The sequence below is a fragment of the Candidatus Izemoplasma sp. genome (genome assembly GCF_982632705.1).
Map to the genome: position 1 here is coordinate 1 of NZ_CEXEES010000041.1, position 13,709 is coordinate 13,709.

Annotated in this window: 17 protein-coding genes; 1 reads left to right on the forward strand and 16 read right to left on the reverse strand. The window is 32.0% G+C overall.

The features are described from left to right. From AC2LE6_RS06265 to AC2LE6_RS06280, 4 genes are all read right to left on the reverse strand, one after another. On the reverse strand, nucleotides 1–364 hold a 364-nt coding region (locus AC2LE6_RS06265; protein ID WP_484478405.1), incomplete at its 3' end, for a hypothetical protein. A gap of 53 nt (nucleotides 365–417) precedes the next feature. After that, nucleotides 418–1,503: a hypothetical protein gene (locus tag AC2LE6_RS06270; protein ID WP_484478406.1), complete on the reverse strand. Its 1,086-nt coding sequence runs from the start codon at nucleotides 1,501–1,503 to the stop codon at nucleotides 418–420. Beyond that, a complete protein-coding gene (locus AC2LE6_RS06275) occupies nucleotides 1,504–2,037 on the reverse strand; it encodes an RNA polymerase sigma factor (protein ID WP_484478407.1) in 534 nt (177 codons plus the stop codon). A gap of 158 nt (nucleotides 2,038–2,195) precedes the next feature. Then, complete coding sequence (locus tag AC2LE6_RS06280; RefSeq protein ID WP_484478408.1) at nucleotides 2,196–3,002, reverse strand: lysophospholipid acyltransferase family protein; 807 nt, start codon at nucleotides 3,000–3,002, stop codon at nucleotides 2,196–2,198. A gap of 244 nt (nucleotides 3,003–3,246) precedes the next feature. Between AC2LE6_RS06280 and AC2LE6_RS06285 the strand changes: the two genes are divergently transcribed. Continuing rightward, entirely contained in the window at nucleotides 3,247–3,735 is a 489-nt protein-coding gene (locus tag AC2LE6_RS06285) for a MarR family winged helix-turn-helix transcriptional regulator (protein WP_484478409.1), read from the forward strand. A gap of 72 nt (nucleotides 3,736–3,807) precedes the next feature. Here the strand turns inward: AC2LE6_RS06285 and AC2LE6_RS06290 are convergent, their stop codons facing one another. The 12 genes from AC2LE6_RS06290 to AC2LE6_RS06345 all read right to left on the reverse strand — a co-directional run bounded on the left by AC2LE6_RS06290 (nucleotide 3,808) and on the right by AC2LE6_RS06345 (nucleotide 13,709). Then, entirely contained in the window at nucleotides 3,808–4,398 is a 591-nt protein-coding gene (locus AC2LE6_RS06290; RefSeq protein ID WP_484478410.1) for a hypothetical protein, read from the reverse strand. Between the two features lie 138 nt (nucleotides 4,399–4,536). Then, complete coding sequence (locus AC2LE6_RS06295) at nucleotides 4,537–4,893, reverse strand: arsenate reductase family protein (RefSeq protein WP_484478411.1); 357 nt, start codon at nucleotides 4,891–4,893, stop codon at nucleotides 4,537–4,539. A gap of 14 nt (nucleotides 4,894–4,907) precedes the next feature. Continuing rightward, on the reverse strand, nucleotides 4,908–5,660 hold the full coding sequence (locus AC2LE6_RS06300; protein ID WP_484478412.1) for an exodeoxyribonuclease III: 753 nt from the start codon (nucleotides 5,658–5,660) through the stop codon (nucleotides 4,908–4,910). Between the two features lie 95 nt (nucleotides 5,661–5,755). Next, nucleotides 5,756–6,961, reverse strand: coding sequence for an L-lactate MFS transporter (locus AC2LE6_RS06305; protein WP_484478413.1), 1,206 nt, complete (start codon nucleotides 6,959–6,961; stop codon nucleotides 5,756–5,758). 196 nt (nucleotides 6,962–7,157) lie between these two features. After that, nucleotides 7,158–8,456, reverse strand: a complete 1,299-nt coding sequence (locus AC2LE6_RS06310; RefSeq protein ID WP_484478414.1) for a metallopeptidase TldD-related protein — start codon at nucleotides 8,454–8,456, stop codon at nucleotides 7,158–7,160. Then, a complete protein-coding gene (locus AC2LE6_RS06315; RefSeq protein WP_484478415.1) occupies nucleotides 8,456–9,886 on the reverse strand; it encodes a TldD/PmbA family protein in 1,431 nt (476 codons plus the stop codon). The genes AC2LE6_RS06310 and AC2LE6_RS06315 overlap by 1 nt, the downstream gene beginning before the upstream one ends. A gap of 137 nt (nucleotides 9,887–10,023) precedes the next feature. Then, complete coding sequence (locus AC2LE6_RS06320; RefSeq protein WP_484478416.1) at nucleotides 10,024–11,310, reverse strand: 4Fe-4S dicluster domain-containing protein; 1,287 nt, start codon at nucleotides 11,308–11,310, stop codon at nucleotides 10,024–10,026. A gap of 158 nt (nucleotides 11,311–11,468) precedes the next feature. After that, nucleotides 11,469–12,458, reverse strand: coding sequence for a phosphate acetyltransferase (pta, locus tag AC2LE6_RS06325; protein WP_484478417.1), 990 nt, complete (start codon nucleotides 12,456–12,458; stop codon nucleotides 11,469–11,471). A gap of 14 nt (nucleotides 12,459–12,472) precedes the next feature. After that, nucleotides 12,473–12,769, reverse strand: coding sequence for a EutN/CcmL family microcompartment protein (locus AC2LE6_RS06330; protein ID WP_484478418.1), 297 nt, complete (start codon nucleotides 12,767–12,769; stop codon nucleotides 12,473–12,475). Nucleotides 12,770–12,803: 34 nt separating this feature from the next. Then, a complete protein-coding gene (locus AC2LE6_RS06335; protein WP_484478419.1) occupies nucleotides 12,804–13,070 on the reverse strand; it encodes a EutN/CcmL family microcompartment protein in 267 nt (88 codons plus the stop codon). Between the two features lie 4 nt (nucleotides 13,071–13,074). Further along, complete coding sequence (rpiB, locus tag AC2LE6_RS06340; protein ID WP_484478420.1) at nucleotides 13,075–13,533, reverse strand: ribose 5-phosphate isomerase B; 459 nt, start codon at nucleotides 13,531–13,533, stop codon at nucleotides 13,075–13,077. Between the two features lie 2 nt (nucleotides 13,534–13,535). Beyond that, nucleotides 13,536–13,709, reverse strand: coding sequence for a EutN/CcmL family microcompartment protein (locus AC2LE6_RS06345; RefSeq protein WP_484478421.1), 174 nt, complete (start codon nucleotides 13,707–13,709; stop codon nucleotides 13,536–13,538).

The window sequence follows — 13,709 nt, forward strand, 5'->3', positions numbered from 1 at the left end:
CAGTGATTAACTGCATATTTGCATACTCAACTCTATCTGAGACTTCTTCAACAATTTGTCCAAATGCATCTGGACCGTTGTCAATAAATGCTTTTAGTTTATCCATATAAATATTTACATCATCAATTTCAGTCTCAATTTCCGTTGATTCTTCATCATTGTTATTGATAGTTGATAATCTTTTTGGAGTAAACGCTACGGGTTCATCAGTTTTTACATCTAGAATACCCGTTGATAGGTAAGATAAAGATGCTAATGACTCCTCACTTGATAATGCAAGTAGACCTTCAATTTGTTCATTGGTACATGCGCTAATGAATAATGTTAGTGTTAATGTTAATGCTAATAATAATATTTTTTTCATATTTTATCGCTCCTTTTATAATATATACAATAATTTAATTCTAATTTCTCCTTTTAGATAGAACTTTCTTTTCTTTTTGGAGGAATATAGTTTATTTGATCTTCTTTATCTTCTTCATCCTCTTCATCCTCTTCATCCTCTTCATCCTCTTCATCTTCTTCATCATCTTCGTCTGGGTCTTCTAAATCAATTTCACTATGTTTACCATTTTCTTCAATGATATACGAGTAGACCGTTGTTCCAAAATCATCAATACTCTCTATAATGGTAACTTCTCCCTCGACTCCATTTATTTTGTACTCAAGTTTATATACCAGTTCACCATTTTCATACTCTGCTTCTAGTTGATACTCATCGTTATTTTCTTTCATTTCAACTTTGAACTCGTCATCTTCTATTTTCACTTTGATTTCTTTTTCAGTATAAACAGAGTTAATGTTTTGCTTGATCTCATATTTTCGTTCTATATCATCTTCAGATTCTACTTCGTATTTAATTTCAATGTAATTGTCTCCTTGTGAAGCTTTAAACTCTAAAGATAACTCATCATCATTTTGAGTAAAAGTTCCTTCTACTAAGAACGTTATACCATCAACAATAAGTTCTCCTGTTAGAGTTTCATTCTCAATTGAAACTTTAAATTCGAATGATTGAGAATCTGCTTCAAAAATAATACTTGATTGGTAATTATCATTCTCTAAATCTGTCACTGTGATATCATCTTCAAAACTTCCGTCATCAATAAACACTTTCAACATGTCAAAATATCGATTAAACTCATCAATACTTCCTTCAAATTCAGTTTCATCAACATACCCCAGAAACATTTGATTATTTACTACAGTGCTTGTTAAGGATGTTGCTATGATTGAACCAGATATATATGAAACTTCTGCTAGTTTCTCTGATTCATACGCCCCAAGCACTGTTGTAGTTGAGATTGTTGGTGATTTTAAACTTGATAGTACAAGGGTAAACGCAAGAACTAGAATAAATGATGTAATCATTATAGGAAGTTTCTTAAGAATGAATGATTTTGAAGAGGATTTTGATTGTACATTATCCATAACAAAATCCATCGTTTTTTGCTTACTAATTTCCATTCTTGATGTGTCGATTTTACGATTGAATTTTTCCATTTATTCCACCTCCAATTTTATTTTTGCTATACTGGTTTTTATAGCCTTATATATTGTTTTCTCAGGAATCTCAGTTGATTCACTGATTTCTTTTACTGATAAATTACTAAAATAATGAAGCAACATTATTTTATAGTGTTTCTTACTCAATATTGAACTCATGACCTTCAATATTGAGTTTATTTGCTCTTCTTTTGCTATATCTTTTTCTATATCTTCAGATGATGTCGTTGTGTAGTCCTTAAACTCCAAAGTGCCATTCTGCCTATATTCTTTTGAATTAATATAGTTTATAACATAATTACTAGTAACACGATACATCCAAGTTCTAAAGGATGCTTTGTCCGAATTATATTTATGGAGAATGTTATACAGTTTCAAGAATACTTCTTGAAGTACATCTTCTGTCGTTTCGTAATTATTTACAATATTATATATATACTTAAATAACTCATTGTGATATTTATCCATTAAAAATGAAAAAGAATTACGATTTCCACTTAATATATTTTCTATCGCTTTCAGATCAGTCATTACACCACATCCTTTCATATAAGTATTTTACCACACTATGTATTTAGATGTGTCCCAAAGAAGGATTATATAAATATATACAATTATTTGAGGTTTATTTCTCCTTTTTGAAAAAGTTAAATAAAAAAACACAATCAAAACTTGATTGTGTTTTAGTTTTATAATGCTGATTTAATAATTTCCTTAACTTGAACAGCTAAATCCACAGAAGTCATTTTTCTAAACTCTTCAAATGGAATTGGTTTGTGAATCACTAATGTAATACGTCTTGGAAATGGCCAAAGTATTTTATTAAAGTTTGCAGGTTTAGATATTGTAACAGGTACAAGTGGTGCTTTACTCTTTAAAGCTACTTTGAATGAACCTGGTTTAAATTCAATCAGTTTCCCGATTTCTGTAGTTCTTGTTCCTTCAGGAAAGACAACCATTGTTGAACCTGCTTTTACATTTTTGATTACTTTGATGATTGATTCTGCACCTTTTCTCGAGTTCTCTCTATCAATCATTACACAACCAAGTGGAGGTGTCCACTTACCTATGGCGAATACGTCATTCACTGACTGTTTAGCTAGAAAAGCAACAGGATATTTCTTTAGTTTATACATAAACACCGGAATATCAAACATTGATGTATGGTTTGAGTATATTGAGAATCCTGGATCTTTAGGAAGATTTTCTAATCCCACTACTTTTGTTCTTGTATTAGTAAGAAACAAAGGAACGCTCATTATATGCTTAGCAAAATAGTGTTTAAGTTTTGAATTAATAGGTAATCTTTTTGCAACCAACTGAAACAATATTTCGATATATGCAAAGAACAAGAAAAGCATAACTAATGTCCCGGCCAATATACTTAAAAGGATTACTAGTGGATCGTTGATAGCATTGTCTATCTGATAATCATAAAAATAAATACCAAAAATGGACACAGCTATATTTATTACAAATAATAATAATGCAAACATAGTTTCACCTTCAATTTTCTATAGATTAAGTTATTCACTTTGAAATAATTATGCAATAATTTCTCTTTATACATTATACTGTATAACAAAACAATTTACACCTTTATTTACAATAATATATCACAGAATATACTTTTTAGATATACAAGTTTTGAACTTTTGTTCGAATTCGAACAAAAAAGTATTGACATAAGGAAAGCGTCGTACTATAATTAGTTTGAATTCAAACAAAGGAGATGAAAGTATGATTGATGTTACAGTATTAAGAAAGTTTTCCCACGAAATCCACAAAGGGTTTAAACCTCAACTCACTATGAAGATTAACAAAAAGGAAGTTGAATTATTAATGGCACTAACCAAAGACCCAAATAAGCCAATGAGAAAATATGGTCGTCATTTACGACTAGAAAAGGGTTCGTTTACATATGTAGTAGACTTACTGGAGGCAAAAGGTTTAATCGAAAGAATATTAGATGAAGAAGATAAACGTAAAAGAACTTTATCTCTTACAACAAAAGGAAATACTATTGTTGAGGAAATATTAGTGCAGCATGATGTATATATTGAGAATAGATTTGCTGTGTTTAATGAAAATGAAGAAAAGGAATTGAGTGCTGCGATTGAAACAATTGGTAGGTTGTTTGAGAAACTACCTGAGGTAAAACATCATAGACATCACGGAGGACATAGACACAAAAACGAGCAATGTGTAAAGCATGGTTCTAAAGTGTAACTAAAAAAGAGACCTGGTCTCTTTTTTTTTCATAAAAAAAACCACCAAATTTGGTGGTTTTAAATAACTTGATTATTCTTCTATAATTTCCATTTTGTTTAATACTAATGCAACGATACCATATAATGATCCAACTAATAATACAAAGAATCCAATACCCATAGAGAATACTGTTCCATCTTTCATAAGAGTTCCTAGTGGAGTCATTATTGTGTTATAAAGTGATTCCACACCATTTAGTTTTGAAGGTGCTGTAAACCATAAAGTTACTACACTTACAAATACTAATGCGAAAGGAATGTATAAGAATTCTTTTTTAACTTTAACAACTGTAGTTAATAAGATTCCTGCTATTACTGATAATACAGGTATTAACCCTAATAAACCTGAAACAAATGAATTCCCAGTTCCATGCTCATCAACCATTGCTGCTGCTGGATCTCCAACAATCCCAAATGCACCGATGTCTTCGATTGAATCGTCTGTAGGAATGTTAGTAAATAAGTTTTCCCACATTAAGTTCCATACTGTTGTTTCTGAATCACTGTGTACTTCAACTACACCTGGTACTAATACTGCGTCAGTTTTTGATACTACTGAAGTTAAAAATAACGCGACGATAATAATTACTAATGCTCCCCATAAATGATGCTTAAGTTTCATAAAAATCTCTCCTTTTATTTTTTTTCACTAACGATAGTGTAAACGATTTCAGTGAAAAAGTCAACTTTGTTTGAATATCAAAACATTGTATCAAAAAAGCATTCCCCATGGATAATCGGAATGCTTTTCATATTTTGATTACTTCTTAAGAATAGCTGAACCCCATTCTTCTTCTTTAAATCCGACTAGGACAAAATCATCACCAATGAAAATGGGTCTTTTAACCATCATTCCATCTTGTGCTAATATTTCAAGAAGTTCATCAATAGTTGCGCTTGATATTTTATCTTTTATACCTTGTTCTCTATATAATTTCCCACTTGTATTAAAGAACCTTTTTATTTCAAGTTTTGAAGTTTTAAACCATTCCTTCAACTCATCGAAGGTTGGATTCTCTTCTTTGATATTTCTTTTAATATATGTAACTCCATTATCGTTCAACCATTTCTTTGCTTTATTGCTTGTTGAACATTTTGGATATTCAATAAATAACATATTATCACTTCTTTCTATAATTCAATATCTAATACGACAGGGCAATGATCACTACCGTGGATATCATTTAAAATGTCTGCATCTATTAATTTACTCTTTAATTCTGATGATGTTAAAAAGTAATCTAGTCTCCAACCTATGTTTCTATCTCTAGCTTGTCTCATGTAGCTCCACCACGAGTATTTAATCTTTTCAGGATAAAGAGTTCTAAAAGTATCATCAAATCCTGTAGAGAGCAATTCTGTTAGTTTTGAACGTTCTTCTATCGTGTACCCTGCATTCTTTTGATTTGATTTTGGGTTTTTTAAATCAATTGGTTCATGAGCTACATTCAAATCTCCACATAATATAACTGGTTTCTTCTGTTGAAGATCATTGTAGTATTCTCTTACTTTGTCTTCGTACTTCATTCGGTAATCAAGACGTAGTAATTCCCTTTTTGAATTAGGAACGTATGTAGTAATAAAATAGAAGTCTTTAAATTCTAAAGTTATCATTCTACCTTCATCGTTATAAGAATCATCTGGTAAACCATACATAACGTTTATTGGTTCTACTTTTGTGTAGATCAATGTCCCAGAGTATCCTTTTTTATCAGCGTCATTCCAGTACTCATAATACCCATCATAATGAACTTCATTCTGATATTCCTGCATTTTTGTTTCCTGTATCGCAAAGATATCAGCGTTCACTTCACTAAAGAAATCCGCAAAGCCTTTCTTTAGACACGCACGGTATCCATTTACATTCCATGATATTAACTTCATACTATCACTCCAATCAAGTATTATTTTAACATACCCTACATATTTTGCATAAAAAAACCCTCTAGTAATTCTAGAGGGTTTTATGTTTAACTAAATTATTCAGAATCTGGTTTATCTTTGATAGTCATTGCTACTATTAGTCCAGCAATCGCTGTCCCCATAGCAATCATAAATGCTTGTTCAAATGATACACTTTTCTTTAAGAAGATTCCAAGAAGTGCAGCTGCACCATATGCTTGGAAAATTAAACTGTAGTTTGAACTAAAGTTCTTAGGTCCAAACAATTTCCCTGTAATTGTTGGTACAAGTGATAAGAATGAACCATACCCAACACCAATAAAGAATATTGCGATTACTGCTACTGGAATTACTTGTACAAAGCTTAAGAACGCCAACGAAACGATAGTAACCAAATACATGATTCTATATACATTCAAAGCACCGAACTTGTCTGCTAAACGTCCTGATAATAAACGTCCACCTGCATTAAACGCTGCCAAGAATCCAACCAAACCAGCTGCTGAAATTAAGTAAGTATCTTTTAATCCAATATATTCAGTTCCAATATCTTTTGCTAAACCAATAATTAATAATCCAGGCATTAATGCTAATAGATCACTAAATAATAGTTTATAGAAATTAGGAGTACGAAGTAACTCTTTTGTCTCGTAATCTCTACCATCATGAATAGATTTCTTTGCTATTGTAACATCATCAGGTACATCTAATAATAGAGCCCCACCGATTGTCATAACTGCGTAAATAATCCCTAATGTTAAGAATGTGCTTGAAACAGCTGCTTCTGTATAAACAGTTGTATCTGAAATATCTAATAACATAGTAATGATTTGTTTGAACATAATTGCCCCAACTGCAAATGCTGCTGTTGCAACTCCAGTTATTGTTCCTTTTTTAGTTGGGAACCATTTTACTAATGTTGATAAAGGACAAACATAAATAAATCCAACCCCTGATCCAGCCATAACTCCATATGTTAAAAATAACATATATGGTGAAGTAATGAATGAAGATAGTAATATACCACTACTGTATAAAAGCGCTCCAATTAACGCTGTAAATCTTGGTCCTTTTTTAAGTTGTAAACGTCCTGAGAAAATCATTGTTAACGCAAATGAAACTAATGAAATAGCATAAGTAGTTGTTACTAAGTTGAAGTCCCAATTAAATGCACTTGATATAGGCTTATTAAATAAACTCCATGCATATAAAGCTCCAATTGCCATTTGAGCAGTTAATGCCCCAACCACAACTAAATATTTGTTCTTAATTCTATAAGTCATAAATTCATCTCCTAATATTTTGTCTTGTGTATTATACACATATATATATCCTTTTTCAATAGTTTATAGTATAAATTTCAAACTATAATATTATAGATGTTTTATTTAAAAGTATATCAATTAGTAAGCGCTTGTAATAGTTTGTAAAACAAACAAAAAGAGACAGATAATCTGCCTCTTTCTTTTTAGTTTTTCTTTAATTACCGGCAATACTTATATTGTTTAATTTAATTGCTTTTGGACCAATCATTCTATTTAGTTTTTGTGATTCCTTACTAAAAACCATATCTTGTTCCACTTGTTTTATATTGGCACTAATACTACCTAGTGTCACAGGGATTTGTTTTTCACCATCAAAGTAAATACCTAATCTGATTTCTCCACCAAAATCTCCAGTTATATCATCCATTTGGAAATCTGAAAAGTTTAATAATTCTAGATACGGACCTTGCAACATACTTGAAAACTCTGTGCTACCAAGTTCAACAACGGCTGTGTTCATATTACCAGTTGGAGTTATCTCTAAGTAATCTGCGTAACGTTTATCTGCAATAAATGTTAATAGTTTTCCTTCTTTAATCAACTCAACATCTTTCATAACTAAGCCATCAGGATCAACATAACTACTAAATGGACTATTTGGAATTTCAGGTTTCACAGTAATTGATACTTTGTCTCCAGTTATGTCTCCAGTTTGAACTATATCATTAATCTTAGATTGTGATATCCCTTGATATACCATCGCTCCAGATGCTTTTGATGCATAATATCCAAAGAATGCTTGTACTGCTTCTCCAGTTAGTATAACAGGTACATCTTTTAATTTAGGTAAAGGAATAGCCTTTGTTCGTAATGATGCTTTGTATAAGGCATCTTTAATGTTTTCTTTAATCCAAGCTGAGTCATAATCTGAAAATTCAAGAACCTCATATATTTCGATACTCTCTTTTTCACCTTTGGCTTCTGTGATTATTTCAATCTCACCATTGTATGAATCAAAAGATACATTTACTCCTTTTGAATTAATTATTGTTGTATGGTTTTTATTGATAAAGAATTCAGTTGAGTTTATAAAAGCACCAAACTGTTTGTCTTCACTATATAAATCACTTACAAGATTACTAATATGTTTAACTATATTTCCTTCGTTAAACTTGCTCGTAATAACAGGAATATCTTCGTTTGTCGGATCAACTAAATCGTAATACTGATTCTTGATGAATGATGCTGCAAGAGCTGCAGTATCTATTTTCTTACTTATTTCTTCTATTGTATTTGTTGGGTCTACTTTAGTTACACTTGATCCTTTATACTTAACTCCATCTTCTTCAAAGTTCTTGTATACAGTAATGTTTATATGTGTAACATCTTTTCCTCTGTTCATTTGAAGTTGATCTTTTACAAAGAATAATTCTGTCGATGTAGTTTCTCTTTTTGTTATTTTATATTCATCAACATTTGTCTTTGAATTTAATAACTCAATTATATTTTTCATTAACCTAACCTCCCGACAGCTTTAATGTATGTACCACCTGTAGATGTTTTAACCCATTCTTTATGACCTTTACCACACGCTCCAGAACCACTTAACACTAAATCGTCTTTGTTTGAAACCATTGATATTGATTTTAGTAAGTCTGGAACATATCCAGTCATCATGATTGGACTAACTACTTCACCTGTCAGTTTTCCATCAATGATTTCTAATCCTTTGGCAACCATACATTGGATTCCCCAGTTTTTTGGATCTTCCATTCCACTGAAGTAACCAATTAAGAAGTACCCTTTATCGATAGATGCAATCATATCGTCTAATGTTTCTTCTCCTGGTTCAAAGAACGTGTTTGTCATTCTTGCGTATGCTTTTCTTTCAAAACTCTCTCTACGTCCATTTCCAGTTGGTGTTGTTCCAAGTTTCAATGCGCTTAATAAATCACTTATACCTGATTTAAGGATACTATTTTCAATGATTAATGTATCAGTACCTAGTGTACCTTCATCATCAAATAAGTATGTTCCTACTTCGTATTCACTTAGAGCTCCATCTCGCATATTTACTTTCTCACTTGCGATAGGTTTCCCTATGAATTCTTGCCCTTTGGCTCTGTCTTTTACAAACATATCCATTTCAACACCATGACCAAATGCCTCATGTGCAATTAATCCACTTACACCTGGATCACAAATTACATCGTAATCTCCAGGGATAATTCTTTTAGCGTTAAATAATTTAATAACACTTTCGGATACAACATCAATTTTTTCTTCTACTTCTTTTAGTAATTCATATCCTTTTAATCCACTAACACTTTCAAAGTCATATCTGATTTGTCCATCATGTCTACCAATCGCAACAACTGTCGCAACGGTATATAAGATACTTTGTGCTAAGTCTTTTTCTGTAGAGATAAATATTTTTGATATTTTCACTTCATTGAAGTTCACTCTGAAATCAACAAATTCTTCAGATTTTGACAATCCTATCTTCATTAATTCAGTCATTTTTGATAATTTATCTTCTGCACTAATCTCAAATGGATTGATTTCATACTCTGTATGGAACTCATCAATCATATGATCGTCTTCTATTAAAGGAAACTCCATTAAGTTGATTCCTTTTGCGTTCAATACTTCAATATCGTTTTTGGCTATTGTAGTAATACGTTCTTGTACCAAATCAATATCCTCCAACGTATTAAAAGAATACTCACTATAGTTCACACCGTTAAATACTCTAATTACAAATCCTCTTTCACACCAGTTGGTATCACCGACATTACTCGAAATCCTTGTAACTCCATAATCTGTTCCAATTGTATCAGTACCTAAAACACTAACATACTTAAAATCTTTAGATAAATCTGATACTAGTTTTTTTATAACTGGTTTCTGCTTTGATAAAAAACCACTTAATTCTGTTTTCATATTAAAACACCTCAATTCCTATTTATAATTATAATTTCTCATAGATTTTTATACAATACACAAGTTATGACAATTTGTCATATTTTTTCAGTCATAAAATAAGCATAACCACTTGATGGTTATGCTCAATATTTTCATTAAGAACTTTTGGCACGTTCATTGTATTCTTTAATTTGCTTCTTAAGATACTTTGAACGTAATTGCTTACTAGCTAGTAATTGTTTTGCTGGTGGTAATCTTAGAATAACACCAAGTACAGAAGCAAGGAATCTATGACTTAACTTCTCTTCATCTCTGAATATAAGATGTTGTAATTTGTTTGTTTCTATTGCCTGAAGAATTAGTTTTTGATTCATGTTTACTGGAGTATACACACGTTTCTCTCTATGTACCATTTCTAATGCATCAAAACTACAAGAACGATCACACACAGCACAACCAATACACATATCCTCATCTACAACAGCCATTTTCTTTCTTCCTTCAGCTGTTGAGTCTTGTAAAGTAATTGCTCCAACAGGACATACTTTTATACATTTACTACAACCAGTGCAATCCTTTGGAGTGATTTCACAAATATAATTTGATGAGTTTATGGCACTTGTAAAACCATGTTTTTTAACATTGGATAATACTTCACAACAACAAGAACAACAGTTGCATATAAAACTAACATTACTTTGAACGTTTTCAGCGAATTGTACTAAGTTATGTTCTTTTGATAATTGAATGATATCCAAAGCTTCTTTTTTGGATATCTCTCTAGCATATCCATGACGAATCAAAGAACTATCACCACTATTACTAATAGTCAAACATGTTTCTTTAGGTGCATCACAATCTTCTCCTAGATGTTCTTTTACGTGTCTACAATAGCAAGTACTAAGTCCGACTACTTTTGCATTGTTTACAATTTCTGATGCACGTTCATAATCCATAACGTGTAGTGTATTATCATTGATTGATTCCTCTTGTACTAGCGCTCTACCAAGCGGTGTATCAAGAGTCATTAAACTCGTTACAAATTCATCTTCTTTTACTACATACTCATAGAATAGTTCACTTAGAACTGATTGATCTAAATGCGTTCCAATACGCATCATTGAAAATTCGAAGAATCCAATCATAGGTGGAGGTAATAAATATTGAACCTCGTCCCCTTTATAGATATCAAGTAGTACAGCTCTTGAAGCCATATCATCCAAGATACTTTTACTTTCTTCTTCTGATTTCTTCCATCGTTTCACAGCTAGTGAAACATTAAAAGCACCTATTGGTAACATTGATAATAATCTAGCTTCTTCTTCAGTAAATAACACCGAGAAGATTTTATACATTGTTTCATTTTCAGTTATACCATGTGGAAATCGGTCTAATCGTTCTGCGAGTTTCTTATATCCACCTCGACCTGTTTTATGAGCCATTGTAAAACCTCCTATGTTATAAATACATTTTTAAAACACTCTTAATTAGAATTATATCACAGTACTATAAATAGTGTTGATTATAATGGGTTCGATAGATATAAAAAATACAAACAAAAAGGAGACTATTCATCTCCGTTTGGTTTTTTTATTTCTATTTACTTACTTGCTTGCAATGAAGTTATTGCAGCTACAGCAACGATATCACTACTTGAACAACCTCTTGATAAATCATTTACAGGTCCACCAAGTCCTTGTGTGATTGGTCCATACGCATCTGCTTTTGCAAGTCTTTGAACAAGTTTATATCCAATATTTCCTGATTGAAGATCAGGGAATATAAGAACATTTGCTTTTCCGGCAACACTACTATGTGGTGCTTTTATTTTAGCAACTTCTGGTACTATTGCAGCATCTAACTGTAATTCACCATCTATTTTTAAATTAGGAAATCTTGCTTGAACATTATTTTTTGCATCAACCATCTTTGTTACATTATCACCTTTACCACTACCTAGAGTCGAAAAAGATAACATTGCAATCCTTGGTTCTTCTTTTGTTAATGAATCAAATGATTTTGCAGTTTGAATTGCTATTTCAGTTAGTTCATCTGCATTTGGTTCCACAATCAAACCACAATCACTAAAAGCGAATATTCCATTACTACCAAATGTAGTGTCAGGTACATCCATTAAGAAAAACGTTGAAACAATCTTAACACCAGGGGCAGTTCTTAATATTTGCAATGCAGGTCTAAAAACGTCTCCAGTTGAGTTGATAGCTCCTGCTACCATTCCATCTGCATCTCCGTTTTTTACCATCATTACCCCGTGATATAAAGGGTTTCTAACAAGTTTATCTGCTTGATCTTTTGTCATTCCTTTTGCTTTTCTTAACTCAACAAGAAGTGAACTATACTGATGTAATTGTGGTGATTCTTCAATCACTACAACTTCTATTCCAGTGTTTTGAAGTGCTGTGTGTTCATTTGTCATGTCGTTTGAATTAACCAAAACAATTACTTTAACAATTGAGTTGTTATGAAGCTCTAACGCAGCTTCAATCACACGCTTGTCTTTACCTTCTGGTAAGACAATTGTCTTTATGTTTTGTTTTGCCTGTGCAATAATCTTATCTATTAGTTTCATATAATCATCTCTTCTTAGTTAAAAACTTTATATTCGGCTTCTGTTTTCACAGAATCCACGATTCCAGCGACACATAACTCAATTGGTGCAATATTGCTTGTAGCGTTTGTGATCATACGAGCACTTCCACCTTCAGCTAATATAAGGACTGTATCTCCAATACCTGCTCCAACACCATCAACTGCGACCATTTCAGCCCCAAAAGGAACCAATTGTTCGTCAATGGGTTGGACAAGTAAAAGCTTTTTACCTTTTAATAATTCATTTTTATGAGTAGAAACTAAGTTACCTACTACTTTTGCAAGTTGCATAAAATCACCTCTATTAGGTTTATGTTTTAGATATTTATTTTACGTAAACACTGTCGATAATTCCAACGATTCCAGCGTCAACACAGGCCGTGGGTATAGGAAGGTTCATTGCCCCTTCTTTACTCTTTGAATAGAAAACAAATTCTCCTACTCCAGCACCGTAGTTATCTGCGGCAACTATTGGTGTACCAATCTCTTCGTACTTACCATTAACAGGTTGGATCACAAGTAGTGAAACACCTTTAATTTCTTTTACTTTTACTGTTGATGTAACCATACCAATAACTCTAGCCATTCGCATGGAATCACCCCCTATTTAGTAAACGTTTTTCAATATTTAAAATACTTTGTACTCTTTGTTTGTTTCTGTCACCTTCGAATTTAGTTGAGATAAATGTTCTAACTATCTCTTTGGCAACACCTTCACCAATAACCATACTACCCATAGTTAAGACTGTAGCACCGTTATGTTGTCTACTGTTTCTTGCAGTATATACTTCGTTTGCACACGCAGCTAACACTCCAGGAATTTTATTTGCCATCATACAAGAACCGATTCCAGCTCCATCAATCATGATTCCAAAATCACATTTTTTAGAAGCGACTGCTTGTGCTACTAAAAACGCGTAATCAGGATAATCACATCTGTTTTTATTGTATGTACCAAAATCCTCAAATTCGATATAAAGATCTTTTGATAAGTATTCTTTTATCTTTTCTTTTAACTCGTAACCTCCATGGTCACAGCCAATTGCGATTTTCATAATTACATCTCCTTCTTATTCTTACTGAAGATGTTCTTACCTTCAATATCAACATAATCAATTATTGCCATAATTGTAGCGTCTACTGGTTTGTCTTTTGTTACATCAGTTAATCTGGCAGATGATCCACCAACAACCAATACAAATTCTCCATCACCAGCTCCAACAGCGTCGAT